This window comes from Rhodococcus sp. PvP016, assembly GCF_017832185.1.
Classification (GTDB): domain Bacteria; phylum Actinomycetota; class Actinomycetes; order Mycobacteriales; family Mycobacteriaceae; genus Rhodococcoides.
The window spans coordinates 3,269,033-3,295,816 of sequence record NZ_JAFIBH010000001.1; the positions used below are offsets into that span (position 1 = coordinate 3,269,033).

General features: G+C 69.5%; 25 protein-coding genes. 12 read left to right on the forward strand and 13 right to left on the reverse strand.

The annotated features are described in order from the left end of the window. Positions 1-26: 26 nt before the first annotated feature. Genes JOE30_RS15205 through hemE form a run of 4 tightly spaced genes read right to left on the reverse strand, consistent with a single transcriptional unit; the run spans position 27 to position 3,887 of the window. Positions 27-722: an HAD family hydrolase gene (locus JOE30_RS15205; RefSeq protein WP_204867632.1), complete on the reverse strand. Its 696-nt coding sequence runs from the start codon at positions 720-722 to the stop codon at positions 27-29. Further along, positions 719-1,414, reverse strand: a complete 696-nt coding sequence (hemQ, locus tag JOE30_RS15210) for a hydrogen peroxide-dependent heme synthase (protein ID WP_204867634.1) — start codon at positions 1,412-1,414, stop codon at positions 719-721. The genes JOE30_RS15205 and hemQ overlap by 4 nt, the downstream gene beginning before the upstream one ends. 38 nt (positions 1,415-1,452) lie before the next feature. After that, positions 1,453-2,820 (reverse strand): protoporphyrinogen oxidase, encoded by a 1,368-nt coding sequence (locus tag JOE30_RS15215; protein ID WP_204867636.1) that lies wholly within the window; start codon positions 2,818-2,820, stop codon positions 1,453-1,455. Next, a complete protein-coding gene (gene hemE, locus JOE30_RS15220) occupies positions 2,817-3,887 on the reverse strand; it encodes a uroporphyrinogen decarboxylase (protein WP_204867638.1) in 1,071 nt (356 codons plus the stop codon). The genes JOE30_RS15215 and hemE overlap by 4 nt, the downstream gene beginning before the upstream one ends. Before the next feature lie 82 nt (positions 3,888-3,969). On the opposite strand from hemE, the gene JOE30_RS15225 reads away from it, so the two are divergent. The 5 genes from JOE30_RS15225 (at position 3,970) to JOE30_RS15245 (ending at position 10,422) form a co-directional block, all read left to right on the forward strand. Further along, positions 3,970-4,578: a DUF3000 domain-containing protein gene (locus tag JOE30_RS15225; RefSeq protein ID WP_027505202.1), complete on the forward strand. Its 609-nt coding sequence runs from the start codon at positions 3,970-3,972 to the stop codon at positions 4,576-4,578. A 26-nt stretch (positions 4,579-4,604) separates the two neighbouring features. Then, entirely contained in the window at positions 4,605-5,924 is a 1,320-nt protein-coding gene (locus JOE30_RS15230) for a ribonuclease D (protein WP_204867640.1), read from the forward strand. A gap of 65 nt (positions 5,925-5,989) precedes the next feature. Further along, a complete protein-coding gene (locus tag JOE30_RS15235; protein ID WP_204867642.1) occupies positions 5,990-7,216 on the forward strand; it encodes a thiolase family protein in 1,227 nt (408 codons plus the stop codon). 5 nt (positions 7,217-7,221) lie between these two features. Then, complete coding sequence (locus tag JOE30_RS15240) at positions 7,222-9,321, forward strand: 3-hydroxyacyl-CoA dehydrogenase NAD-binding domain-containing protein (protein WP_239532390.1); 2,100 nt, start codon at positions 7,222-7,224, stop codon at positions 9,319-9,321. Between the two features lie 90 nt (positions 9,322-9,411). Further along, a complete protein-coding gene (locus JOE30_RS15245) occupies positions 9,412-10,422 on the forward strand; it encodes an iron-siderophore ABC transporter substrate-binding protein (protein WP_204867646.1) in 1,011 nt (336 codons plus the stop codon). A gap of 6 nt (positions 10,423-10,428) precedes the next feature. Here the strand turns inward: JOE30_RS15245 and dxs are convergent, their stop codons facing one another. Then, positions 10,429-12,318 carry a 1-deoxy-D-xylulose-5-phosphate synthase gene (gene dxs / locus JOE30_RS15250; RefSeq protein WP_204867648.1) on the reverse strand — a complete coding sequence of 630 codons (1,890 nt, stop codon included), beginning with the start codon at positions 12,316-12,318 and terminating at the stop codon, positions 10,429-10,431. A gap of 149 nt (positions 12,319-12,467) precedes the next feature. Here dxs and glsA point away from each other — a divergent pair, with 149 nt between their 5' ends. Next, a complete protein-coding gene (gene glsA, locus JOE30_RS15255) occupies positions 12,468-14,312 on the forward strand; it encodes a glutaminase A (protein ID WP_204867649.1) in 1,845 nt (614 codons plus the stop codon). A 14-nt stretch (positions 14,313-14,326) separates the two neighbouring features. Here glsA and JOE30_RS15260 read toward each other — a convergent pair whose 3' ends face one another. Beyond that, positions 14,327-15,181 carry an anti-sigma factor domain-containing protein gene (locus JOE30_RS15260; protein ID WP_204867651.1) on the reverse strand — a complete coding sequence of 285 codons (855 nt, stop codon included), beginning with the start codon at positions 15,179-15,181 and terminating at the stop codon, positions 14,327-14,329. After that, complete coding sequence (locus JOE30_RS15265; RefSeq protein WP_268788561.1) at positions 15,174-15,857, reverse strand: sigma-70 family RNA polymerase sigma factor; 684 nt, start codon at positions 15,855-15,857, stop codon at positions 15,174-15,176. The genes JOE30_RS15260 and JOE30_RS15265 overlap by 8 nt, the downstream gene beginning before the upstream one ends. A 304-nt stretch (positions 15,858-16,161) precedes the next feature. On the opposite strand from JOE30_RS15265, the gene JOE30_RS15270 reads away from it, so the two are divergent. Together JOE30_RS15270 and JOE30_RS15275 are read left to right on the forward strand one after the other, a co-directional pair. Beyond that, positions 16,162-17,166, forward strand: coding sequence for an ATP-binding cassette domain-containing protein (locus JOE30_RS15270; RefSeq protein ID WP_204867652.1), 1,005 nt, complete (start codon positions 16,162-16,164; stop codon positions 17,164-17,166). A gap of 2 nt (positions 17,167-17,168) precedes the next feature. Beyond that, a complete protein-coding gene (locus tag JOE30_RS15275) occupies positions 17,169-18,014 on the forward strand; it encodes an ABC transporter permease (protein WP_056444823.1) in 846 nt (281 codons plus the stop codon). Between the two features lie 4 nt (positions 18,015-18,018). Here JOE30_RS15275 and JOE30_RS15280 read toward each other — a convergent pair whose 3' ends face one another. Together JOE30_RS15280 and JOE30_RS15285 are read right to left on the reverse strand one after the other, a co-directional pair. Then, entirely contained in the window at positions 18,019-19,278 is a 1,260-nt protein-coding gene (locus tag JOE30_RS15280; protein ID WP_204867653.1) for a class I SAM-dependent RNA methyltransferase, read from the reverse strand. Continuing rightward, the gene (locus JOE30_RS15285; RefSeq protein ID WP_204867654.1) at positions 19,275-21,287 is read right to left on the reverse strand and encodes an APC family permease; all 2,013 of its coding nucleotides are present in this window, start codon (positions 21,285-21,287) and stop codon (positions 19,275-19,277) included. Before JOE30_RS15285 ends, JOE30_RS15280 begins: the two co-directional genes overlap by 4 nt. Positions 21,288-21,410: 123 nt before the next feature. On the opposite strand from JOE30_RS15285, the gene JOE30_RS15290 reads away from it, so the two are divergent. Both JOE30_RS15290 and JOE30_RS15295 read left to right on the forward strand, forming a co-directional pair. Then, positions 21,411-22,073, forward strand: a complete 663-nt coding sequence (locus tag JOE30_RS15290) for a TrkA family potassium uptake protein (protein WP_027505189.1) — start codon at positions 21,411-21,413, stop codon at positions 22,071-22,073. A gap of 59 nt (positions 22,074-22,132) precedes the next feature. Beyond that, positions 22,133-22,798, forward strand: a complete 666-nt coding sequence (locus tag JOE30_RS15295; RefSeq protein WP_027505188.1) for a TrkA family potassium uptake protein — start codon at positions 22,133-22,135, stop codon at positions 22,796-22,798. Positions 22,799-22,821: 23 nt separating this feature from the next. Here the strand turns inward: JOE30_RS15295 and JOE30_RS15300 are convergent, their stop codons facing one another. After that, positions 22,822-23,511: a DUF3159 domain-containing protein gene (locus tag JOE30_RS15300; protein WP_204867655.1), complete on the reverse strand. Its 690-nt coding sequence runs from the start codon at positions 23,509-23,511 to the stop codon at positions 22,822-22,824. 37 nt (positions 23,512-23,548) lie between these two features. Then, the gene (locus JOE30_RS15305; protein ID WP_027505186.1) at positions 23,549-23,926 is read right to left on the reverse strand and encodes an OB-fold nucleic acid binding domain-containing protein; all 378 of its coding nucleotides are present in this window, start codon (positions 23,924-23,926) and stop codon (positions 23,549-23,551) included. Between the two features lie 163 nt (positions 23,927-24,089). Between JOE30_RS15305 and JOE30_RS15310 the strand changes: the two genes are divergently transcribed. Beyond that, a complete protein-coding gene (locus JOE30_RS15310; RefSeq protein WP_204870435.1) occupies positions 24,090-24,767 on the forward strand; it encodes an alpha/beta fold hydrolase in 678 nt (225 codons plus the stop codon). A 6-nt stretch (positions 24,768-24,773) separates the two neighbouring features. Here the strand turns inward: JOE30_RS15310 and JOE30_RS15315 are convergent, their stop codons facing one another. Together JOE30_RS15315 and dut are read right to left on the reverse strand one after the other, a co-directional pair. Then, a complete protein-coding gene (locus tag JOE30_RS15315; protein WP_204867656.1) occupies positions 24,774-25,616 on the reverse strand; it encodes a DUF3710 domain-containing protein in 843 nt (280 codons plus the stop codon). 2 nt (positions 25,617-25,618) lie between these two features. Continuing rightward, positions 25,619-26,107, reverse strand: a complete 489-nt coding sequence (gene dut / locus JOE30_RS15320; protein WP_204870436.1) for a dUTP diphosphatase — start codon at positions 26,105-26,107, stop codon at positions 25,619-25,621. Positions 26,108-26,227: 120 nt separating this feature from the next. Here dut and JOE30_RS15325 point away from each other — a divergent pair, with 120 nt between their 5' ends. Further along, a complete protein-coding gene (locus tag JOE30_RS15325) occupies positions 26,228-26,773 on the forward strand; it encodes a DUF3093 domain-containing protein (protein WP_204867657.1) in 546 nt (181 codons plus the stop codon). Positions 26,774-26,784: the final 11 nt, after the last annotated feature.

The window sequence follows — 26,784 nt, forward strand, 5'->3', positions numbered from 1 at the left end:
CCACGGCGCGCGGACGTCACAGCGCCCTACGCGAGCGCGAGACCGTGCGCCGCCACGGCGTCGAGCAGTGCCGACGGTCGTTCGGACGTCGGCAGCGGATCGAGCAGCGCGAAGGACATGCCGAGTGCGCGCGCTCCGCCGTCGGCCTCCTCGCTGTCGCCGACCATCAGGCACGAGGCCGGGTCGACGCCCAGAGCGTCCACGGCGGAACGGAAGATCGCGGCGTCGGGCTTGACGGCGCCCACCTCGAACGACAGTGCGTAGTGCGCGACGGTGTCGTGCACGCCGAGCAGGTCGAACGCCGCGCGCAGGTCGAAGGCGATGTTGCTGACCACCGCCACGGGAACGCCGCGATCGGCCAGGCCCTGCAGCACTCGCGCCGTGTCGGGGTACGGCGTCCACGAGGACGGGTCGATCACCTTGTCGTACAACGCCTCGGCGTGCTCGACGCGGTGCACACCCGACGCCTTCAGCACTGCCAGGTAGGCGGCCCGGTGCATCGCGGGGTCGAGATCGCGAGCCTCCCAGGCCCGGTGACCGTCGTCGTCCAGGGTGACCACCGATCCGACGGGCTGGGTCATGCGGCGCATCAACTCGGCCTGGAACCGGCCGTCGATCTGCTCGTCGTCGCCGACGCGCAGATCGGTGAACCAGCTCTCGTCCTCCTCGAGACGGAAGAGGGTGCCGGAGAAGTCGAACAGCACCGCAGCCGGCGTGGTCACGGAAGCGACTCGACGAGCGCCTCGACCGTCACCCGGGGTCCGCTGAAGAACGGGACTTCCTCCCGCACATGACGCCTGGCCTCGGTCGCACGCAGATCGCGCATGAGGTCGACGATGCGATCCAGCGTGGGAGCCTCGAACGCGAGGATCCACTCGTAGTCGCCCAGCGCGAACGACGGGACGGTGTTGGCGCGCACGTCCTTGTAGCCGCGTGCCGCCTTGCCGTGGTCGGCGAGCATCGTGCGACGCTCCGCGTCGGGCAGCAGGTACCAGTCGAGCGAGCGGACGAACGGGTACACGCAGATGTAGGCGCCCGGCTCCTCGCCGGCGATGAAAGCCGGAACGTGCGACTTGTTGAACTCTGCGGGGCGGTGCAACGCGGCGTTGCTCCAGAACGCGTCGCACGCGCGGCCGAGAGCCGTGGACCGACGGAAGCGCGCATACGCGGCCTGCAGGTCCTCGATCTTCTCCGCGTGCCACCAGATCATGAAGTCGGCGTCGGCGCGCAGTCCGGCGACGTCGTAGATCCCGCGCACCACGACGTCGGTCTCGTCGAGACCGTCGAAGAACGCGCGTGCCTCGGCGAGCGCCGCCGCCCGGTCCTCACCGAGGGCGCCCGACCGAGCCGTGAAGACCGAGTGCATCGAGTAGCGCAACGTGGAATTGAGTGCTTCGAAATCGAGACGTGCCATGACACCCATCGTGCCACCCGCACGTCCCGATCGGGCCGTCAGGCCAGCGCGTCCGCCAGCCGAGCCGCCGCCGCGGACGCCGTCGCGACGCACGCGGGAACTCCGACCCCGTGCAGGTACGCGCCCGCGAGTTCGAGTCGGCGCACCGCCGAGGCGGCGTCCTCGACACGGGCCACGAGGTCGGTGTGACCGGGGCGGTACTGCGGCAGGCCGCCGTACCAGCGCTGCACGAACGTCGTCGTCGGTTCCTCGTCCACACCGAGCACCTCGTGCAGATCCGTGCGGGCCGCCGACACCAGGTCCGCGTCGGGCCGGTCCACGATGTCTGCGTCCCCGAAGCGTCCGAAGGAGACCCGCACCAGCTGGCCGCCGCGCTCGGCGAGATGTGGCCACTTGCGGCTCGACAACGTGAATGCCTTGGCGCGCAACGGAACACCGGAGGAGTCGAGCTCCCCCGTGGCGACCAGGACACCCGAGTTCTGCGGAAGTCCCCCGTCCTCGAATCCGAGGGCCACCACCGCCGACGAGGCGAGTTCCACGCCCCCGAGTTCCCGCGCGAGCGCGGGCGCCGTGTCGAGCAGCATCGAGACCGTCTGCGGTGCGGGCGCGGCGAGGACGACGCCGTCCACCGTCCCGACGCCGTCGACGTGCCACGCGCCACGGTCGTCGGACGTCACGCGCCGCACGTCCGCGGCGACGAGTTCGGCACCGGAGGCGGCGAGCAGCGCGTCGAGAAGCACGCCGTAGCCACCGCGCAGTCCGCCGAACACCGGTCCCGGCGCAGACGTCGGGCGCGCTCGCTCGACGGCGTCCACCAGCGAGGGGGCACCGGCGTCCAGAGCGGCGGCGAGCGTCGGCAACGCAGCGCGGATGCTCGTGGTGACGGCCAGCCCGGAGTAGACGCCGCCCAGCAGCGGGTCGACGCTCCGCGCGGTCACCTGGGAGCCGAAGCGCTCGGACACCAGGTCGCCCACCGACGCGTCGTCGCCGGGCGTCCACCGCAGCGGCCGGTCGCGATCGGTGTCGATGCGGCGGCAGGTGGCGTCGTCGACCAGGGTCCGCACCGAGTCGGACGTGGCCGGGATGCCCATCAACGTCCCGGTCGGCAGTCCGTGCAGGGCACCGCCCGAGCGCAGGAGCGGGCGGGCGGCGGGCGACGGACGCACGAGCTGATCGGCGAGTCCGAGCTCGTCGAGCAGAGCGGGGACCTCGGGACGACGCGCGATGAACGCCTCGGCACCGACGTCGACCGGGCCACCCGCCAGATCCACCGACCGGAGTTTGCCGCCGATGCGCGGCGCCTTCTCGACCACCACGATCCGCGCGGTGGGTCCCAGCGACTGCCGCAGCCGGTACGCGGCCACCAGACCGCTGATGCCCGCTCCGACGACGGCGACCGAGGTCACAGCGAGTGCACCAGCTCCACCACCGACGTCACCACGTCGGGATCGGTGGCGGGCAGGACCCCGTGGCCCAGGTTGAAGATGTGCCCGGTGGCGCCGGCCGTGAGTGCGGCGTCCGCCTCGCCCACGATGCGGGTGACCTCGCGGCGCACCGCGTCGGGGCCTGCGAACAGCACGGCGGGGTCGAGATTGCCCTGCAGAGCCTTGCCCGGACCGACCCGACGCGCGGCGACGTCGAGTGGGATCCGCCAGTCGACACCGACGACGTCCGCGCCCGCCTCCCCCATCGCACCGAGCAGCTCGCCCGTCCCGACGCCGAAGTGGATGCGCGGCACGCCGGCCGACGCCATGGCCTCGAACACTCGGCTCGAGTGGGGGAACACGAACTCGCGGTACTCGGCGAGGGACAGTGCCCCGGCCCACGAGTCGAAGAGCTGGACCGCGTCGACGCCGGCATCGGCCTGCGCGGTGAGGAAGGCGATGGTCATGTCGGCCAACGACGAGAGCAACGCGTGCCACGTCTGCGGATCCGAGTGCATGAGCGCCTTGGTGCGCTCGTGGTTACGACTCGGACCACCTTCGACCAGGTAGGACGCCAGTGTGAACGGCGCACCAGCGAAGCCGATGAGGGGCACGTCCTTCAACTCGGCCAGGAGCAGGGAGATGGCCTTCGCGACCGGCTCGATCTGCTCCGACTGCAGGACCGGCAAGGACTGCACGTCGGCCACGGACCGCACCGGGTTCGCCACGACGGGACCCGTACCGGCCACGATCTCGAGGTCGACGCCGGCCGCCTTGAGCGGCACGACGATGTCGGAGAACAGGATCGCCGCGTCGACCCCGTGCCGCCGGACCGGCTGCATCGTGATCTCGCAGACCATCTCGGGGTCGAAGCAGGAGGCGAGCATGGAGGTGCCCTCCCGTAGCGAGCGGTACTCGGGTAGCGACCGACCGGCCTGACGCATGAACCACACGGGCCGACGCGACGGCGTCCGTCCCGTCGCGGCCGCGAGGAAGGGAGCTTCGGGCAGGCTTCGACGCGGGCCGACGGCGTCAGGGGTGGTGTTCATCGGCGTCCATGCTGCCAGAGACCCACACCCGCCCGGCGCGCCTCCTCCGCTGGGCCGACGGACGCGGCTAACGTCCGCACACGTGACCACGTCCGAGAGCGCCTCGCAGCCTGCGCCCTTCCGCGCCGCCATCGACGCGATGCACCGGGCGACGGTCCACCCGAGCATCGAGGTCGGGCCGATCCGGCCTCCGCAGCGCCTGGCACCGTTCAGTTACGCACTGGGGGCCGAGGTGCGCCACTCCGAGACGGAGTCGGTGCCCGAGCAGAGCGAGGGTGACGCGTTCGGGCGCCTCATCCTGTTGTACGACCCGGACGGCGACGAGGCGTGGAACGGCACCATGCGCCTGGTCGCCTACATCCAGGCCGACGTCGACGCGTCGCTCGCGTCGGATCCGCTGCTGCCGGAGGTGGCGTGGAGTTGGCTGGTCGACGCCTTCGAGGCGCGGTCCGAGCCGCTGACGGCTCTGGGCGGCACGGTCACGTCGACCAGTTCGGTGCGGTACGGGGACATCGCCGGCCCACCGCGTGCCCACCAGCTCGAGCTGCGGGCCTCGTGGACTGCGCTCAGCGAGGAACTGTCGGTGCACGTGGAGGCGTTCGGCGAAGTTCTCGCCTACGCCGCGGGCCTGCCCCCGGCGGGCATCACGGCGCTGGGTGCACGCGCCGACTCGGGCAGCTCCGACGCCTGATCGTCGGACAGCCTAGAGTTCGAACAATGCCCGACACGCCCGACTCGACTCCTGCCTCCTCCGGCGACACCGCCGTCGAGCCGGAGGCGACTCCACTTCTCGCGCCGCGCGAGGGGGTCCCGCCGTTGACGGACACCGCGGACGCGGTGCGAGCGGCCGCGGAGCTGTTGGCATCGGGGACCGGGCCGTTGGCGGTCGACGCGGAACGCGCATCGGGTTTCCGATACTCGGCTCGCGCGTATCTGCTGCAGTTCCGTCGCCGGGATGCGGGCACCGTCCTGCTCGATCCCATACCGGTGGTCCGCGATGGTGGTGTCGAGGCGCTCGAGGGCTTCGCCGCCGTCGTGAACGACATGGAGTGGGTACTGCACTCCGCCGATCAGGATCTGCCGGGGCTCGCCGAGCTCGGCATGACGCCCGCATCGCTGTACGACACGGAGTTGGCGGGCCGACTGGCCGGCTTCGACCGTGTCGGTCTGGCGGCCATCGTCGAACGCACGCTCGGCCTGTCGTTGCAGAAGGGTCACGGTGCGGCGGACTGGTCCACCCGACCGTTGCCCGACACCTGGCTCAACTACGCGGCACTCGATGTCGAGGTGCTCGTCGAGTTGCGCGACGCCATGGCCGAGGAGCTCGAGAGCCAGGGCAAGACCGACTGGGCCACACAGGAATTCGAGTACATTCGCACCGCACCCCCGGCGCCTCCCAAGCCCGACCGCTGGCGCCGCACATCGGGTATCCACACCATCAAGAACGCGCGGACACTCGCCGTCGTCCGCGCTCTGTGGACCGCCCGCGACGATCTCGCGCGGCGCCGCGACATCGCGCCGAGCCGCGTCCTGCCGGACTCCGCGATCGTCGCCGCCGCGCAGAAGAACCCCGCCACGGTGTCCGAGCTGAACGCGTTGCCCGTCTTCGGCGGACCTCGTCAACGCCGCCAGGCGCGGGTGTGGATGGACGCGATCGAGCACGCCCGCGCACTTCCCGACGACGCGCTGCCCCCGGTGACCCAGCCCTTCGTGGGGCCTCCGCCGGTCAGTCGGTGGGCGCGGCGCGATCCGGAGGCCGCCGGGCGTCTGTCCGCCGTCCGCGACGCGCTGGCCGCCCTGTCCGCGGATGTCGCGATTCCTGTCGAGAACCTGCTGACTCCCGATCTCGTCCGTCGGATCTGCTGGGACCACCCCGCTCTCGTCGCGGAGTACGGGACGGACGAGGACGTGCTCGTCGACCGTTTCCTCGAGGCGCACGGGTCGCGGCCCTGGCAGCGCGAGGTGGCCGGTCCCGTCGTGGCGGCAGGCCTGCGGACCGCCGAGGAGTCGAGGACGGCCGAAGTTACCGGCGAGTAGGCACGGGTTAGAGTGGGCGCGCGAGCCGGGCGTCCGGCTCGTTCCAGCGCCTGCCGGAAGGAACCATGTCTTCTCCTAAACCCGCTCCCGCTCGATCCGCGTCCAGTCGCGGCGTCGCGTTCGTCGACGGTGTTCGTACGCCGTTCGGCAAGGCCGGCCCCAAGGGTATGTACGCGGACACCCGAGCGGACGACCTCGTGGTCAAAGCGATCCGTGAGCTGCTCCGCCGCAACCCCGAACTGCCGCCCGAGCGCGTCGACGAGGTCGGCATCGCCGCCACGACGCAGACCGGCGACCAGGGCCTGACAATCGGCCGCACGTCGGCACTGCTCGCCGGGCTCCCCCGCAGCGTGCCCGGTTTCGCCGTCGACCGGATGTGCGCGGGCGCGATGACCGCGGTGACCACCACCGCGTCGGGCATCGGCTTCGGCCAGTACGACGTCGTCATCGCCGGTGGCGTCGAGCACATGGGCCGCCACCCGATGGGCGAGGGTGTCGACCCGAACCCGCGCTTCCTCGCGGACAAGCTCGTCGACCCGAGTGCACTGGTCATGGGCAACACCGCCGAGAACCTGCACGACCGGTACCCGTCGATCACCAAGGACCGCACCGACGCCTACGCCGTCGCGAGCCAGGAGAAGTACGACGCGGCCAAGAAGGCCGGCCTGATCGCCGAGACACTGGTCCCCGTCGCCACGAAGTCCGCAGCGGGCTGGGGTCTGGCCACCGAGGACGAGCCGCCTCGCCCCGGCACCACGCTCGAGGACCTGGCGAAGCTGAAGACGCCGTTCCGCCCCGCCGGACGCGTCACCGCCGGAAATGCCGCCGGCCTCAACGACGGTGCGACCGCCGCGATCCTCGCCGGTGAGGACACCGCCGCCGAGCTCGGCCTGACGGTCGGCATGCGCATGGTCGGCTTCTCGTTCGCCGGCGTCGATCCCGCCGTGATGGGCATCGGTCCCGTCCCCGCCACCGAGAAGCTGCTCGGGCGCACCGGCCTGTCGATCGAGGACATCGGCCTGTTCGAGATCAACGAGGCCTTCGCGATCCAGGTCCTCGCGTTCACCGAGCACTTCGGCATCGCCGACGACGACGCCCGGATCAATCAGTGGGGCGGCGCCATCGCCTGCGGTCATCCCCTCGCGTCCTCGGGCGTCCGACTGATGACCCAGCTCAGCCGACAGTTCGCCACCCGTCCCGATGTCCGCTACGGCCTCACCACCATGTGCATCGGCCTCGGCATGGGCGGCAGCGTCATCTGGGAAAACCCCGCCTACGACGGAAGCAAGTGATTGCCATGACTTCTGCCTTCTCCGATGAAGTGGTGACCCACGCGTTCACCAAGATCGTCACCGTGCCCGGCCTCGACGGCCCGGTCGCCATCGTCACCCTCGACAACGGTTTCGACCACACCAAGCCGTCCACCTTCGGACCTGCCGGACTCACCGAGCTCGATGCCGCCCTGGATGCGGCCTACGCCGCAGATCCGGTGGCCGTCGCGGTGACCGGCAAGCCCTTCGTCTTCGCCGTCGGCGCAGACCTGAACGGCGTGCCGAACATCTCCGACCGGGCGGTCGCCCTGGAGATCGGCACGTTGGGACACAGGGTGTTCCGACGTCTTCGCGAGTCGACGGTTCCGACGTTCGCGTTCGTGAACGGCGCCGCTCTGGGCGGTGGACTCGAGATCGCGCTGCACTGCCACTACCGCACCGTCGCGGACAACGCTGCGGCACTGGGTCTTCCGGAGACCTTCCTGGGTCTGGTTCCCGGGTGGGGCGGAACTCAGTTGCTGCCCAACCTGATCGGGCCGGCCAATGCAGTCACCGTGGTGATCGAGAACGCGCTCAACCAGAACCGGATGCTCAAGCCCGCGGACGCGCTGAAGCTCGGGATCGCGGACGAGGTCTTCGGCGGAGCCGACTTCCTCGAGCAGTCCCTGCTGTGGGCCGCGAAGGTCGTCGCCGGGGACGTCACCCCGACCCGCCCCGAGATCGATCGCGGCCAGGGATGGGACGACGCGATCGCCCAGGCCAAGGCCATCGTGTCCGGCAAGACGGGAGACCACGCACCGGGCCCGGTGCGCGCCGTGCAGCTTCTGGAGCTGGCGAAGTCGACCGACATCACCGACTCCGCGTCGCTCGACACCGCATTCGCTGCCGAGGACGAGGCGCTGGCCGACCTCCTCATGGCCGACGAGCTGCGGGCCGGGCTCTACGCCTTCGATCTGGTGCAGAAGCGTGCCAAGCGACCCGCCGGAGCGCCCGACAAGTCCCTCGCGCGCAAGGTCACCGGCGTCGGCATCGTGGGCGCCGGTCTCATGGCCAGCCAGCTCGCGCTGCTGTTCGTGCGTCAGCTGAAGGTGCCGGTGATCCTCACCGACATCGATCAGGAGCGCATCGACAAGGGCGTCGGTTACGTCCGCGCCGAGATCGACAAGCTGCAGGGTAAGAAGCGGCTGTCCCCCGACGCCGCGAACCGCCTCAAGGCACTGGTGTCCGGATCGCTCGACAAGGCCGCGTTCGCGAGGACCGACTGGGTCATCGAGGCGGTCTTCGAGAATCTCGACGTCAAGAAGAAGGTCTTCGCCGAGCTCGAAGAGTTCGTCTCCCCCGAGACGATCCTCGCGACCAACACGTCGTCGCTGTCGATCACCCGCATGGCGGCGGAGCTGAAGCACCCCGAGCGGGTCGTCGGATTCCACTTCTTCAACCCCGTCGCCGTGCTTCCGCTGCTGGAGATCGTCCGCGGTGACAAGACCGACGACGCTACTCTCGCAACGGCATTCGCGACGGCCAAGTCGTTGAAGAAGTCGGCCGTGCTGATCGCCGACAAGCCCGGCTTCGTCTTCAACCGCCTCCTCACCCGCGCCCTCGGCGAGGTCATGAACGCGATCGACGAGGGCACTCCCTTCGATGTCGCGGACAACGCCATCAGCGAGCTCGGCATGCCGATGAGTCCGCTCACGCTGCTCTCGCTCGTCGGCCCCGCCGTCGCACTGCACACCGGCGAGACCATGGCCGAGTACTACCCGGAGCGGTTCCACGACTCTCCCGGCCTGCAGGCGATGGTCGCGAACAAGAAGTCCGCGGTGTGGACCTACGGCGCCGACGGAGCCAAGACCGTCGACCCCGAGATCGCCGATCTGTGGCCGCAGGGTGACTCACCGTCGACGTCCGAGCAGGTGCTCGATCGCACCCGTCGCGCCTTCGCGGAGGAGATCGACATCATGCTGCAGGAGGGCGTCGTCGCAGCCGCCCAGGACATCGACCTCTGCCTGATCCTCGGCGGCGGCTTCGGGTTCTGGAACGGCGGCATCGTGCCGTACCTCGATCGCACGGGCACCTCCGAGGCCGTCACCGGCCACCGGTTCCTCGACGAGGGTGTCGCGAGCGTGTGAGTGGGCTGCGCCCTCGTGCGCCCTTCGCGTATCTCTGGATACGCAAAGGGCGCACGGGGCCGGAGGCCATACATAGGTTAGGCTAACCATGTGAAACGCTCTCGCCTTCTCCCCGCCGTCGCGGCCACTGCCGCGCTCGCCCTCGTCGCCGGATGTTCGTCCGATGCCGACTCCGACGCGCCCGCCGCCGCGTCGAGTGGCGCGTTCCCCGTCACCATCGATCACGCCTTCGGTTCGACCACCATCGACGCCGCACCGGAGCGCATCGTCACGATGGGCTGGAACGCACAGGACATCCTCGGCGCCCTCGACATCACGCCCGTCGGCCAGCCGAAGTACACCTACGGTGCCGACGAGAACGGCGTGATGCCGTGGGCGCAGGAGTTCTACGACGCGGACGCCACCACCCTGTACGAGGATCCGGCTGCGGGTGAGCCCGACGTCGAGGCCCTCGCGACCCTGGCGCCGGACCTGGTGCTCGCGCCCTACGAGGGCTTTCCGCAGTCGTACTACGACACGTTGTCCGCTGTCTCGCCCGTCGTCGCCTACCCCGGTGAGGCCTGGCAGACGACGTGGCAGGACCAGACCACGATGATCGGTGAGGCAGTCGGGAAGCCGACGGAGGCACAGGCTCTCATCGACGGAATGGGCCAGCGACTCGCCTCGGAAGCCGAGGCGAATCCGGAGTTCGCGGGCAAGACTGTCGCGGTGGTGAACCTGGACACGGACACCGGTCAGGCGAACGTGTACATGCCGTCCGATCCTCGCGTGCAGGTTCTCAACGAGATGGGCTTCGTCAACGCCCCCGGCGTCGTGGCACTCGACGAGGCCGACTCCGCGGACACCTTCTTCTCCACCGTGTCCCTCGAGAACGTGCAGAGCTTCGACGCGGACGTGATCGTCGCCTTCACGCCCGAGGGTTACGACCTCGCCTCGGTTCCGGCTCTGGCAACGTTGCCCGCGGTCGCCTCCGGTTCCGCGGTCGCGCTCAGCGACGAGCAGGTCATCGCCGGTCTGAGCAACGTCAACCCGGTGAGCACCCCGTGGGTACTCGACCGGATTCTCCCGCAGTTGAAGGACGCCGCCACCAAGGCGGCGTAGCGACCGTCAGATGTCGCCGGGCCGGTGTGCGATCCATCCGCGCACCCGGCCGGCGATGTCCGACGGGGTGAGGCCGATGTCGGCGTGAATACGGTCCCGCGAGCTGTGGTCCAGGAACTGCTGCGGCACACCGAGATCCCGACAGGGTACATCGACGCCGCCGGCGCGCAGGGCGGCCGACACGGATGCACCGATGCCGCCGTGCAGTCCGCTGTCCTCGAGCGTGACCACCAGACGGAAGTCCGCGGCGAGCTTCACGAGCGAGTCCGGAACGGGCAGTACCCACCGGGGATCGACGACCGTGGCCGAGACACCGTCCGCGGCGAGCTCTCTCGCCGTGTCCAGTGCCAACGATGCGAACGGCCCGACGGCGACGAGGAGCACGTCCGACTCCCCCTCGGGCTCGTGCAGCACGTCGACGGAGTCGTCCAGACGCCGCACCGCCTCGATGTCGTCGGGGATGGCGCCCTTGGGGAAGCGCAGCGCGGTGGGACCGTCGGACACCGCGAGTGCCTCGGCGAGCTCCTCGCGCAGGGTCGCTCCGTCGCGGGGCGCCGCCACGCGCATGTTCGGCACGATGCCGAGCAGCGACATGTCCCACATGCCGTTGTGGCTGGCACCGTCCGAACCGGTGACCCCGGCGCGATCGAGCACCAGGGTGACCGGCAGCGCCAGTAGTGCCACGTCCATCAGCAGCTGATCGAACGCCCGGTTGAGGAACGTCGAGTAGATCGCCACCACGGGGTGCAGTCCACCGAGTGCGAGACCGGCGGCGGACGTGAGCGCGTGTTGCTCGGCGATCCCGACGTCGAAGAATCGGTCCGGGAACACCTCACCGAACGCGGCGAGCCCGGTCGGTCCGGCCATCGCGGCGGTGATGGCCACGACGTCCTCGCGGTCGGTTCCCAGGGCGATGAGTTGACGGGAGAACTCCGACGTCCAGTCCGGAGCCGCGACGCTGGTCGCCAGACCGGTGAGCGGATCGATGACGCCCGTGGAGTGCATCTGGTCGGCGACGTCGTTCTCGGCGAACGAGTAACCATTGCCTTTGCGCGTCACGGCGTGGACGATGACCGGCCCGCCGAAGGCCTTCGCGCGGCGCAGTGCCGACTCCAGAGCCGCCTGATCGTGTCCGTCGACCGGGCCGAGGTACTTGATGCCCAGATCGGTGAACATGACCTGCGGGCTGATGGCGTCCTTGAGGCCGGCCTTCATTCCGTGCAACATCGCGTACGCGGCCGACCCGACCACGGGCAGGTTCTTCACCATGTGACGGCCGGTGTCCAACGCACGCTCGTAGTTGGGCTGCAGGCGCAGCGTCGCGAGATGGTCGGCGAGACCGCCGATGGTCGGCGAGTAGGAGCGGCCGTTGTCGTTCACGACGATCACGACGGAACGATCCTTGCCGGCCGCGATGTTGTTGAGCGCCTCCCAGCACATGCCACCGGTGAGGGCGCCGTCTCCGACGACCGCGACGACGTGACGATCGCCACGCCCGGTCAGTTCGAAGGCCTTGGCGAGGCCGTCGGCGTAGGAGAGGGATGCCGACGCGTGCGAGGACTCGACCCAGTCGTGCTCGCTCTCGCTGCGAGACGGGTAGCCGGACAGGCCACCCTCCTTGCGCAGGGAGTCGAAGCGGTCCGCTCGACCGGTGACCATCTTGTGCACGTACGCCTGGTGGCCGGTGTCGAAGATCACCGGGTCACGAGGCGAGTCGAAGACGCGGTGGATGGCCAGAGTCAGCTCGACGACACCGAGGTTGGGTCCGAGGTGGCCACCCGTGGCAGACACCTTCTCGACCAGGAACCGGCGGATCTCGTCCGCCAGTTCGGCCAGCTCCACCGGGCCGAGGGCACGCAGGTCGCTGGGCTCGTGCACGCCGTCCAGAACACCCAACGAAATCGCTCCCCTCCGAAGATTGCCTTGTCGTCCGTCGTGCCGTGAGGCACTCGGACAGGCCAGTTCGGACAAGTCTACGTGGACCCTGATCGGCGGGTTACCGTACGAGCGCCGAGCCGCGGTACAGAATCGAGAGAGTGGTGACGATGACCGACGTCGTGCAGGAGATTCTGGAGGAGGTCCACGCGCTGTGTGTGGCGGACACCTCCGGGGGCGTCGCGGACTACATCCCCGAACTGGCGGCCGCGAACCCCGATCGCTTCGGTATCTGCCTCACTACTGCCGACGGCCACGTGTACCAGGTGGGCGACACGGACGTGCCCTTCACGATCCAGTCGGTGTCCAAACCGTTCACCTATGCCCTTGCTCTCACCGATCGGGGTGAGTCCGCGGTGGCCCGCAAGATCGACGTGGAGCCGTCCGGTGAGCCGTTCAACGAGATCAGCCTCGACCCCGTCACCGAGCGGCCACGCAACCCGATGATCAATGCGGGCGCCATCACCTCCGCGTCGCTGGTGCGAGGCGCGACGCCCGACGAGCAGTTCGAACGGATTCGGGCCTCGTTCTCGCGGTACGCGGGACGTGAACTCGCCATGAACGCCGCCGTGCACGCCTCCGAATCGCGCACCGGCCACCGCAACCGCGCCATCGGCCACATGCTGCGCTCCTTCGGCATCGTCGAGGGCGATCCGGACGCGATGGTCGACCTCTACTTCCGCCAGTGTTCGCTGGACGTCACGTGCCGCGACATCGGCGTCATGGCGGCGACCCTGGCCAACAACGGCCTCAACCCGTGCACCGACGTCCGAGCCCTCGAACCGGTGCTCGTCGAGCGGGTGCTGAGTGTCATGACGACGTGCGGCATGTACGACGGAGCCGGCGACTGGGTGAACCGCGTAGGACTCCCCGCCAAGAGCGGTGTCGCCGGTGCGGTGCTCGCGGTCCTGCCCGGTCAGCTCGGCATCTCGGTGTTCTCACCCAGACTCGACGCACACGGCAACAGCGTGCGCGGAGTCATGGCGTGCCGCGAGCTGTCGTCACGCCTCGAACTGCACTTCCTCCACGTCGGCCGAGCCGCACGCAGCGCCGTGCGCGCCGAGTACACCGTCGCCGACTCCCCCTCGCGTCGCCGGCGCACCGCAGCCGAGCAGGAGACGCTCGCCGCCCGGGGACGCCGAGTGCGCGTCTTCGAACTGCACGGCGACCTGCTGTTCTCGGCAGCGGAGAGCGTCGTGCGCGCGGTGTCCACGGCCGTCGACCACGGCGCCGACGACGGCAGCGCCCTCGACGGCGTGATCCTGGACATGCGTCGAGTCGACGAGGTGAGCGACGTCGCCCGCTCGATGCTGGACACCCTCGCCGCCGGGCTCCGCCGACAGGGCTGCGCCGCCGTCCTGGTCGATCCCCGAGGTGCGATGGCCCACACCGTGTCGTCCCTGTCCGAACACGACGGCAGTGGCCGGGTGTTCGACGATCTGGACTCCGCACTGCGCTGGGGCGAGGACACCGTCCTCGACCGATGGTGCGGCGGCGCCCGGCAACCCACGGAGGTGACGGTCGTTCAGCATCCGATCATCACCGCGTTGGACGAGGCCTACCGCGATGCGGTCACCTCCCGCACGACGGACGCGCACTACAGCGCCGGCACCGTCATCGCCGAGGTCGGTGACGTGTCACTGGGTCTGGTGATGGTGCTGTCCGGCCGCGTCGCGGTCGACTTCATCGGCGCCGACGGCCGGGCCCGCGCCGTGTCGACGCTGTCCGCCGGCATGAGTTTCGGTGAGATGCCGTTGGTGCGGCGCTCACGCTTCGGGCTCCGCATCACCGCGGTGAAGGACACCACGGTCGCGATCCTCGGCCCGAAGGATTTCGACGCGCTGACCGAGAGCAACCCCCATGCGAAGACGGCCTTGCTGGAGGTGCTTCTCGATCGCGCGTACGAGCAGGCCGAGTCGATCGTCGCCGCACTGCGCCGTTCCGGCGTCGTCTGAGACGCCGGCCGCGCTCAGGCGTCGAGCGTGACCGCGGCGATCGGCGTGGTGGTGGGTGCGTCCGAACCGCTCTCGGGCTCGACCGTCACCGCCCACGTGGTCGCGTCGTTCAAGCCTGTGAGGACGTGCTCGCGAGCGGGCGTGGCGGCATCGGCGGGAACGAGACCGGCCGGACGCGGCGCGGGATCCTCTCCGATGAGCCACATCTCGAACACCTTGCCGTCGCCGGGCGCGGCGAGTCCGTCGAGCGTGATCACGGCGGCGTCCTGCGAGCGCGACCAGCGCACGGTGGCGGTACCACCGCCCTCGACCTCGACGGTGCTGGTCCTGATGTCACCGGCGGCGAGCACCTGCGATGTGGGCGACGACGGTGCGTCTCCCAGTTGCTGCGTGACCACGGCGCCGCCCACTCCGACGATCACGACGGCCGCTGCGGCAGCAGCGAGCACGCGCAGGCGCGTGCGGCGGCGATCGTCGAGCGACACCACCGGGGCCACCGGAGCGTCGTCGACGGGATCGGCCAGTGGCTGCGCCTCGCCCTGCGGAGTGGTCTCCACCGCGGCGAGAATGCTCGCGCGCAACGACGAGGGCGGTTCCGTGGCCGTGGACGACGCGCTGAGCGCCATCGTCTCGTCGACCGACTCGACGATGCTCTCGAACCACGACCGCGTCGCCGCGTCCGAGTGCGCGAGCCTGCGCTCGATGTCCGCCCTCTCGGCGGGGTCGATCGCGTCCAGTGCGTAGGCGTAGGCGTCCCCCACCACGCTGTCGTTCATCTCGTTCACGTCCTGCATCGCATCCTGCTCCGACACGTCGTCGGGTGTTGACGCGTCGTCGTGGCGGCGATGGCGACCTTCTCCGTCACTCACCGGTCTCCACCCCCAGACAATTCTTCAACTTGATCAGACCGTCCCGGATCCGGGACTTCACGGTGGGAACGGCCACGCCCAGGCGCTCGGCCACTTCCCGATAGGTCAACCCGCTGTAGTACGCCATCCGTACCGATTCGCGCTGCGTCTCGGTCAGCGTGTCCAGGCATCGGACCACCGACTCCGACTCCAGGGTCTGGGTGACGGATTCGAGGACCTCGTCGTGTGCGGGGCTGTGAGTCGACGAGCCGTAGAGCGCTTCGCGATCCGTGCCGGACTGCTCCGACCGGACGCGGTCGACGGCGCGGCGATGAGCCAAGGTCATCATCCAGGCGAGCGGAGACCCCTGCGCGGGGTCGTATCGATCGGCCGTCTTCCAGATCTGCAGGAACACCTCCTGCGCGGTCTCCTCGCTGAACCCGGGATCGCGCAGCACTCGCAGCACCATGCCGAACACCCGAGACGAGGTCGCGTCGTACAGATCGGCGAACGCTCGACGGTCGCCGGTGGCGACACGCGCGAGCAGCGCCCGCAGTTCGTCGGCCTCGGCGACACGTCGACGCTTGAGGTCGGGATCGGGGACGGGGCACGACGGATCGGCGGTGTCGTCCGGAGCGCGTCGGTGCCGAGGCTCGCCGGCGCTCGGGTCGGCTGCGCTCGTTCCTCCGGCGCTCACAGACCCCCACCTCGCTGCGAGACGTTCATCGTCGAGTTCATCGACCATGAGACTAGTGGCCATCGTCGTCATATCCTCACCCCCTCGGCGATCGTGGTCCTGCGCGTCGTGGTCGTGGCGCCCACGCCACGGGGCGAACATCGTGCACGAATCATTCGTCACCGGGGCGTGAGTGGATCGGTGACCGGCGTCTCCGGCGAAAAACCCGTTGCGGACCTGCAATGACTGCGGGACGCTCGTCGCACCGGATCGGACGATCCGGACATACCGATGAGATCGCGGCGGATCAGGAGTCAGCACCCACATGACGACACATGACGGGAAGGCCGGAGGCCGGCCGCTGGAGATCGGGAAGGCCGGAGGCCTGGCGATCGAGGCGGTCGGCCTGGTGAAGAGGTTCGGGGACACCGTGGCGGTGGACGGCGTGGATCTCGCCGTCCCGCGGGGCGGGGTCTACGGGGTGCTGGGGCCGAACGGGGCCGGCAAGACCACGACGATGCGCATGTTGGCGACGTTGACCGGCATCGACGGCGGGTCGGCCCGCGTGCTCGGCCACGACGTGGCGACGGAGTCCGACGCGGTGCGGTCGAAGGTGGCGCTCACGGGCCAGTTCGCCTCGCTGGACGAGGACCTGACCGGAGTGGAGAACCTGGTGCTCCTCTCGCGGCTGTACGGGTTCTCGCGCCCGGCGTCGCGGGAGCGTGCCGATCTGCTGCTGGGCGTCTTCGATCTGGTGGAGGCCGGCGGCAAGCAGGTCAAGGCATACTCCGGCGGTATGCGGCGCCGTCTCGACATCGCGGCGAGTCTGGTGGTCACGCCGGAGCTGATGTTCCTGGACGAGCCGACCACAGGTCTCGATCCCCGCAGCCGCAACCAGGTGTGGGAGATCGTGCGCTCCCTGGTCGCCGGCGGCACGACGGTCCTGCTCACCACGCAATACCTCGACGAGGCCGATCAGCTGGCCGACCGGGTGGCCGTCATCGACCGGGGCCGCGTGATCGCCGAGGGCACCACCGGTCAGCTCAAGGCGTCGGTCGGCTCGGGGTCGCTGCACGTCCGCGTCGCGGAACAGTCGCGCCGCGACGACGCCGCCGACGTCCTGCGCGCGACCCTGCACACCGACGTGACTCTCGAGTCCGATCCCTTCGCCGTCACCGCGCTGGTCGACGACACCGCCCTGGTGGCCCGCGCACTCGCGACGCTGTCGGACGACGGCATCGGCGTCACCACCTACGCCCTCGGGCAACCCAGCCTGGACGAGGTGTTCCTGGCACTGACCGGACGAACGACAGAACTGGAGGCGTCCTGAGAATGACCACCACCAACTCCCCCACCGCCGCGACGGGCACCGCGCAGCCGACCATCGCCGAGTTGCTCCGCGACTCCGGTCCCCGTCCCGATCGACCGTCGTCGATGTCGGCTGCGCTCTCGTTCGGGTGGCGAGCACTGCTGAAGATCAAGCACGTCCCCGAGCAGCTGTTCGACGTGACCATGTTCCCGGTGATGTTCACGCTGATGTTCACGTTCCTGTTCGGCGGCGCCCTGGCGGGCTCGACCAGTGCCTACATCCAGTTCCTGCTGCCGGGAATCCTGGTGCAGACCGTCGTCATGATCACCATGTACACGGGTCTGACCTTGAACAAGGACATCGAGAAGGGCGTCTTCGACCGGTTCCGGTCGCTGCCCATCTGGCGGCCGGCGCCGTTGGTCGGCGCCCTGCTCGGAGACGTGGTCCGCTACACCCTCGCGTCGACGATCGTGCTCGTGCTGGGTCTCGCGCTGGGCTTCCGGCCGGCGGGCGGCGTACTCGGCGTGCTGGCATCCGTGGCGTTGCTGCTGGCGTTCTCGTTCTGCGTCTCGTGGGTGTGGACGATGTTCGCGCTGATGCTGCGCAGCGAGACCGCGGTGATGAGCGTGTCCATGCTCGTGCTGTTCCCGCTGACCTTCGCCAGCAACATCTTCGTCGACCCGACGACGATGCCCGGGTGGCTGCAGGCGTTCGTGTCGGTCAATCCGGTGTCGCATCTGGTGACGACGCTGCGCGGCTTCGCCGACGGTGTGCTCGAGACGGACGCGCTGATGTGGACCGGCATCTGGTCCGTCGGACTGCTGGCGGTGTTCGGACCGATCACGATGCGCCTGTACAACGCCAAGTGACGCGTCAGTCCCGGACGAACGATCCGATGCACTCGACGTGGCTGGTCATCGGGAAGGCGTCGAACGCACGGAGATTCTCCAGTCGGTAGCCGTGCGAGAGGTAGAGCCCCGCGTCCCGCGCGAAGGACGCGGGGTCGCACCCGATGTGCACGACGCGATTCGGGTGCGCGCCGGCGACCGCCGCGATCACCTGTCTGCCGGCGCCGGATCGTGGCGGGTCGAGGACGACGACGGACGGCTGCGGCGGCAGGGATCCGATCGCGCGCTCGACGGGCGCTGCCTGCATCGACAGCTGCGGCAGGTCCGTCACCGCCGCACGCCCGTCCACCACCGCCCGGTGGGAGAACTCGACCGCGGCGACGGTGCCGCCCGGTCCGACCGCCTCGGCGACGACGGACGCGAAGGTGCCCGCACCGGCGTAGAGATCCCAGGCCGTGTCGCCGGGCCCAGCACCGGACCACTCTCGGACCACCTCGGCGTACTGCGTGGCAGCCGCCCGGTGAGCCTGCCAGAACCCCCACGAGTCCACGGTCCACTCGCGCGACCCGACGCGCTCGACGGCCCGTCCCGAGCCCTCGCGCACCCGGTGCGCGCGGTCACCGGACTTCGCGGCGCGGCGCGAGGAGGCGCCGCGACGACCGGTGTCGGCGCGCACGCGGCGGTCGACGGCAGGAGCGATCTCCACGACGTGGCGGGTGCCGTCGGAGTCGACGGCCACCGCGAGATCGGCGCCGGGCGTCCACGACCGGGCAGCAAGCCCGTCGTACATCCCCGGAACCGCTTGCGGGCAGGCCAGATCCGTCACGATGTCGGCGCTGCGGAGCCGGTGGAAACCGGGCCGTCCCTCGTCGTCCACACCCAACCGTATGCGCGTTCGCCAGCCGGTCTGATCGCCGAGCGACTCCACCTCGACGGTGCGTTCGATGCCCCCGACGCGGCTCAACTGCTCGGCGACCACGGCCGCCTTGATCTGGCGTCCGGCCTCGGCTGTCGCATGGGAGAAGTCGCAGCATCCCGACCCACCGGGGCCGGAGATGGGACACAGCGGCACGATGCGGTCGGGCGAGGCCTCCAGGATCTCGACCGCGTCTGCGCGGCAGAAGGACTTGCCGGTGTCCTCGGTGACCCGCGCGTTCACCAGCTCGCCGGGAAGGCTGTGCCGGACGAACATGACGCGGCCCTCGTGCCGTGCGACGCAGAAGCCGCCGTGTCCCGGCCTGCCCACGCGGACCTCGACGACCCTGCCGAGCCACGAGTCGATCATCGGTCGGATCGCCGTTCGGCCGAGGTGGGTTCGTAGCCACGACGGGACGAGCCCGGCGCGTTCTCGAGGCTCTCACGCTTCGCACGTTCGGAGGAGTTGAGCTGCCACGGCACGCTGGTGACCATGACGCCGGGCTGGAACAGCAGGCGACTCTTCAGTCGCAGTGCACTCTGGTTGTGCAGCACCTGCTCCCACCAGTGACCCACCACGTACTCCGGAATGAACACGGTGACGACGTCGCGCGGAGAGTCCCGCTTGACCCGGCGCACGTAGTCGAGCACAGGCTTGGTGATCTCGCGGTACGGCGACTCGACCACCTTGAGCGGGACACTGAGGTCGCTCTTCTCCCACTCGCGCACCAGGGTGCGGGTGTCCGCCTCGTCGACGTTGACCGTGATCGCCTCGAGGGTGTCCGGCCTGGTCGCACGGGCATAGGCGAGGGCGCGGAGAGTCGGGCTGTGCAGCTTGGACACGAGCACGATGGAGTGCGTGCGGCTGGGGAGCACACCGTCCCACTCGACGTCGGCGAGCTCGGTGGCCACCGAGTCGTAGTGCTTGCGGATCAGTTTCATCAGTCCGAAGATCGCCAGCATCGCGATGATCGCGATCCAGGCACCCGCGAGGAACTTGGTCAGCAGAACGATGACCAGCACGGCACCCGTCATGGCCAGTCCGATGCCGTTGACGACACGCGAGCGCATCATCGACCGGCGCTGCGCGGGGTCCGTCTCGGTCCGCAACAACCGGGTCCAGTGCCGCACCATGCCGGTCTGACTGAGCGTGAACGAGACGAACACGCCGACGATGTAGAGCTGGATCAGCTTGGTCACCTCGGCGCCGAACATGACGACGAAGAAGATGGCGGCGGCCGAGAGGAACAGGATGCCGTTGCTGAACGCGAGCCGGTCGCCGCGGGTGTGGAACTGGCGGGGTAGGAATCGGTCCTGGGCCAGGATCGACCCGAGTACCGGGAACCCGTTGAAGGCGGTGTTGGCGGCCAGCACCAGGATCAGCGCCGTCACGATGGTGATGAAGTAGAAGCCGGGCGTGAAGTGCCGGAAGACGGCCTCGGCCAGCTGCGCGATGAGCGTCTTCTGCTGGTAGTTCTCGGGAGCACCGACGAGCTGGGTCGCGGGGTCGGCCGCGTACTTCACACCGATCTTCTCGGCCAGCAGGATGATGCCGAGCAGCAGCGTGATGCCGATGGAGCCGAGCAGCAGGAGCGTCGTGGCGGCGTTGCGCGACTTCGGTTTGCGGAAGGCGGGCACGCCGTTGGAGATGGCCTCGACACCCGTCAGCGCCGCACACCCGGACGAGAACGCGCGTGCCAGCAGGAAGGCGAACGCGATGCCGTACAGGTGACTGTCCTCCGCCTGCAGCTCGAAGTTCGACGACTCGGCCGACACGTCGTCGCCGAGGACGTACACCTGCACCAGGCCCCACACGAGCATGACGATCATGCCCACCATGAACGCGTAGGTGGGGATCGCGAACGCGGTACCGGACTCGCGGACGCCGCGCAGGTTGATCGAGGTGATGAGCACGATGGCGGCGACCGCGAACAGCACCTTGTGCTCCGCGACGAACGGCAGGGCCGATCCGATGTTGGAGGCGGCGGCCGAGATGGAGACGGCGACCGTGAGCACGTAGTCGACGAGGAGGGCGCTGCCGACGGTGAGGCCCGCGGTCGGTCCGAGGTTCGTGGTGGCCACCTCGTAGTCGCCACCGCCGGACGGGTAGGCGTGCACGTTCTGCCGGTAACTCGCCACGACCACGGCCATGACGACGGCGACGGCGAGACCGACCCAGATGGAGAAGGAGTACGCCGAGATCCCGGCGACCGACAGCACCAGAAAGATCTCTTCGGGCGCGTAGGCGACGGACGACATGGCATCGGACGCGAACACCGGGAGAGCGATGCGTTTGGGCAGGAGCGTGTGTCCGAGCGTGTCGCTACGGAACGGCCTACCCAGCAGCAGCCTCTTGGTGGCCGTCGAAAGCTTGGACACATCGCAGAGCGTAGGCCGTACCGGGCTCGACCGCGGGGCAGGGTGACCGATAGCGTGGCGCGAAGTCCTTCCCGGCAGCAATCACCTGGGCACCGTCGTCTCGACTCCCGAACGGAGCGTCTGTTGTACGTAGTCGTCATGGGGTGTGGCCGCGTCGGCTCCGCCCTCGCGGGTGCACTCACCCGCATCGGCCACGAGGTCGCCGTCATCGACCGCGATCCCACCGCGTTCCACCGGCTCGGACCGAACTTCACCGGACGTCAGGTGATCGGCATGGGATTCGATCGGGACGTGCTCGTCGAGGCGGGCATCGAGAAGGCCGACGCGCTGGCCGCGGTGTCCTCCGGTGACAACTCGAACATCATCTCCGCGCGTGTCGCCCGCGAGACGTTCGGTGTCGAGCGCGTCGTCGCGCGCATCTACGACGCCAAGCGCGCCGCGGTGTACGAACGCCTCGGCATCCCCACGGTGGCCACGGTGCCGTGGACGACGGATCGATTCCTGCACACGCTGATCCACGACAACGAGCTCACCAAGTGGCGCGATCCGTCGGGCAGCGTCGCGGTGGCCCGCCTCGACATCGGCGAGGGATGGGTGGGCAAGGGCGTGACCGCGCTCGAGAGCGCGACCAAGTCCCGTGTGGCCTTCATCATCCGCTTCGGTGCCGGACTCCTGCCCGACCGCAAGACCGTGATCCAGGCCGACGACGAGGTGTGGATCGCGGCGGTCGACGGCATGGTCGCCGAGGCCGTGGCGCTCGCGAGCAACCCTCCGCCCGAGGACTGACGGCTCCTGCCTCACCTCGTGTCCGTCCCCGCCCCAGACCTGTCACCGAAGGATTCGTCATGAGAGTCGCCATCGCCGGAGCGGGAGCCGTGGGCCGTTCGATCGCCCGCGAGCTCCTCAGGTCCGACCATCACGTCCTGCTGATCGAACGCAAGGCCGACCACGTCGACCCGGCGTCGGTCGAGGCGGCCGAGTGGATCCACGCGGACGCGTGTGAGCTCGCCACTCTCGAGGGCGCCGGCATCGAGTCCTACGACGTGGTCATCGCCGCCACGGGCGACGACAAGGCCAACCTGGTCCTGAGCCTGCTGGCGAAGACCGAGTTCGGCGTCGACCGGGTCGTGGCCCGTGTCAACGATCCGCGCAACGAGTGGTTGTTCGACGCGTCGTGGGGAGTCGACGTCGCCGTGTCGACACCGCGCATGCTGGCCTCGCTCGTCGAGGAGGCGGTCTCGGTGGGAGATCTGGTGCGCCTGATGACGTTGCGCCAGGGCAAGGCGAACCTCGTGGAGATCACGTTGCCGGCGAACACGCCGCTGGCGGGCAAGCCGGTGCGGCGCATCACGCTTCCTCGCGATGTCGCGCTGGTCACCATCCTGCGCGGTGGCCGCGTCATCGTTCCGGAGAAGGACGACCCGCTCGAGGGCGGCGACGAGCTGCTGTTCGTCACCACCGTCGACGTCGAGGACGAACTCCGCGAGGTGCTGGGACTCTCCCAGCGTTGACGGACCGGACCGGCTGACAGCCGTCAGGGCTCGCTGCGGTCCGCGTCCACGACCTCGGCGGTCTCGCTCTCCCGGTGCGTCACGGCGGCCACGACAGCGTCGGCCCGTCGCACGGCCCAGAACGTGACGGCGAACGCGACCGCCGCGAGCGGCCAGCCCATCGCGATACGAGCGACCGCGAGCCACCCGGTCTGGTCCGAGTCGTAGAGCTGCGACTGCACGACGTAGCGCGCGACGAACACGAGAACCCAGGCGAACGTCGCGATGTCGTACGCGCGGACGGCCGCCCGATGCTCGCGCCACGCCTTGCCGGTGCCGTTGAGGTAGCCCCACACGATGCCGACGAGTGGCCGGCGAGCAAGGATCGAGACGAGGAACACCCCGCCGTACGCGAGCGAGGTGTAGATCCCGAACAAGAAGTAGCCTTTGGCATCTCCGGTGCGGTGGGCGATGAACGCGCACACCGCCACGCCGAAGAATCCCGACACGGCCGGTTGGATCGGGTCCCGCTTCACGAGGCGCCACACCAGGATGGCGACGGCCAGACCGAGGGCGGCCCAGATGGCCGGTGTGAGCCCGGCGAGAGAGTTGACCGGAACGAAGACCAACACGGGCAGGGTGGAGAACACCAGTCCGCTGACCCCACCGAGCTGGGAGAGGATCGTCTCGGGAGGCGCGTCCTCTGTGGGCTGACTGTTCGGTGACTCGCTCATGCAGTTCAGGGTGCCAGACGATGCGGTTCCCGAAGAACTAGTCCTCGGTGCGCAGCTCGTAGTAGGGGTTGTAGATGACCTTGCGGCCCTCGCGCTCCCCCACGCGACCGCGGACCAGCAGCTGCGTGCCGGACTCGATGCCGGCGATCTTGCGTCGGCCGATCCAGATCAGCGAGATGGTGTCGGTGCCGTCGAAGAACTCGGCCTCGACGATGGCGTTGGCGGCCTTGCTGCACGTCTCGACGCTGCGGAGCCGTCCGACCATGGTGACCTCGTCACCGCGAGTGCAATCGCATGCTCGTTGGGCGCCGGACGCCTTCGACGTCGACTCCAACTCCTCGGCATCGAGTTGATCGATGTCCTCGGTCAACTTCCGGGCCATGCGGCGGAAGTATCCTGCGGCAGCGGGTGCCATGAGTGCTCCTGGAGCGGTTCGCGCGGGCCTTCCGCGGCGGATGTTCTGCTTCTGTCAGCGCCACTGTAGACCTTACCGAGCACGCCTCACCACACCCGGCCGGTCGGGTCGGTGAACGCCACGAGAAGATGCGGACGCCATGGAGACAACCACCGTCGTACTGCTGCCCGGCACCGGCTCCGACGCGTCGTTCGTCGAGAGGGCCTTCGGTGCGGCCGTGACGGATCTCGGCTGGTCACTGCGGGTGATCGAGCCCGAACCGGCCGACGTCGTCGGGGGCTACGAGCGTGCGCTCGACCACGTACGAGGCACTGTTCGAGGGGAGGTGATCGTGGGCGGTGTCTCACTCGGCGCGGCGGTCGCGGCGCGGTGGGCGCTCGACCATCCCGGCGCCGCGCAGGGAGCGATCCTCGCGATGCCGGCGTGGACCGGATCTCCGGGCAACTCCCCCGCAGCGGTCGGTGCCGCCGCGACGGCGGCGACGCTGCGAGCCCTCGGCCTCGACGCGTCGGTGGCGGCGATGGCGCAGTCGAGTCCGCGGTGGCTCGCCGAGGCGCTGACGCGGTCGTGGCGAGCACAGTGGCCGCAGCTGCCGACGGCGCTGGACGACGCCGCCCGGTACGTGGCACCCACCCTCGACGACCTGCGATCCCTCGCGGTCCCGGTCGGCGTGGTGGCTGCGACCGACGACCCCGTGCACCCGCTCGGTGTCGCGCAGGACTGGTGCGCGGCACTTCCGACGGCCCACCTCGACACCTTTGCGCTCGACGTCCTCGCCGCGTTCCCGAGCGAGCTCGGGCGGCTGGGCGTCAGGGCGCTCCGGCGTGCGACGGGCGGGTAGCGGTTCTCAGTCGAGCTGCTGCATCGCCGAACCGGAGGGCCCACGCCGACGTTGCGCCTCGGCAGCGGCGTCCGCGTCGGGGGCCTGCTGCTGAGGTACCGGCTGCTGGGGTACCTGCTGCTGGGGTACCTGCTGCTGCACCGCCGCCTGAGCCTGCGCCTGTGCGGCAGCCATCTGCTGTTGCTGCGCGGCCGCGAGCTGCTGCGCGAGTGCCGGCGGCAGACTGATGGGCAACGGCGTCCGCACCGGGTGCGGGTCCGAGCCGCGATCGACCACGGTCGCCGCCACGACGGCACGCGCCTGCTCGACCAGCGGAGATCCGGCCTCGACACTGCCTGCCGGTCCGCTCGCCACGCCGCGGATCATCCAGCGGTATCCGTCGACGCCGATGAAACGCAGATCTCCGCCGGCCGCGGAGCCCACCACCTCACGGCCCCACGGACCGGTCTCGGTGGCCACCCGTGCGTTGTCGCGGCGCAACGTGTCGGCCAACTCGGCGGCGACGTCACGCCACTGACCGGGTGACTTCGGAGCGGCGAAGGCCGCCACGGTGATGCGACCGTCGGGAGTGACGATGTGGACGGCCTGGGGTGCGCCGGCCTGCGTCATCTCGACCTGCAGCTGTCCGCCGGCAGGAAGCATCAGCAGCACGGAACCCAGATCGAGCCGTCCCTCCGCGATGCTCTCGCGGTCGCCGTCCAGGTCGTCGATCGACCACGGCCCGGTGGTGTCGTCCGCCGTTCCGTCCACCTCGTCGACCTCGTCCACCTCCTCGACCGCGACGTCCTGTGCGGAGTCGAGATCGGTGGCGTCGATGTCGTCGCGCCCCTTCTTCTTGCGTCCGAACATGCTCAGTTCTCCTTCTCGCCGGCGGTGACTGCATCGAGAACCGCGTGTCCGCCGCTGGAGCCGTAGCCGCCGACACCACGGGTGGTGTCGTCCAGCTCGGCCACCTCGACGAAGTCGGGCAGTTCGACCCGCTGCACCAGCAGCTGGGCGATGCGGTCCCCGCGCCGCAGTTCGATGGGGGTGCGTGGATCGTGGTTGATGAGGCAGACCCTGATCTCGCCGCGATAACCGGCATCGACCGTTCCCGGTGTGTTGACCACCGACAACCCCGCTCGCGCGGCGAGGCCGGACCGGGGGTGGATCAGGCCGACGGTGCCGACCGGCAGCGCCACGGCGATGCCCGTACCGACCATGGCACGCTCACCGGGTTCGATGACGATGTCGACGGTGGAACACAGATCCACACCCGCGTCGCCGGCGTGCGCACGGACGGGCAGCGGGATGTCCGGATCGAGTCGTCTGACGGCCACCGTCTCGACGGCCGGTGCCAGTCCCTGGTCGCTGCGGGTGGTGCGTGCCGCCGTCTCGGCCGTCAGATCGCTCACATCGGTCGAGATTACTCGCCGACGCACCGTCGACCTCCCGCCCGTCCGACCCTCTACTCTGGAGAGGTGTCCGACGCCGCTCCGAGAGAGACCTCAGCAGATCACGCCACCCGGACGTCCGGGACGGCACACGATGGCGGGGGTGAGACAGTCGTCTACAGCGAACGGCTCCGCGTACCCGTGTGGTACTGGGTGGCCGCGATCGGCGTCGCGGCGATCCTGTCGGCCGAGGTCCACATGGGGTCACCCGGCGTGATGGCCTGGCTTCCGTACATGGTGCTGGTGCCGTTCGCGATCTGGGTGGTCACGTACCTGGGCCGGATGCGCGTCGACGTCACGGAGCAGAACGGCGAGCGCATGCTGCACGCCGGCAAGGCCCGCCTCCCCGCATCGGTGATCGATCGGGTGGCGGTGGTGCCGGGGACAGCGAAGAGCGCCGCCCTCGGACGCCAGCTGGACCCGTCCGCCTTCGTGCAGCATCGCTCGTGGGTCAAGCCGATGGTGTTGGTCGTCCTCGACGACGAGAACGATCCGACACCGTACTGGTTGGTGAGCACCCGGAACCCGGATGCAGTGGCTGCGGCTCTGACTCCGCAGCCACCGACCTCCTGACGGAGGCCTCC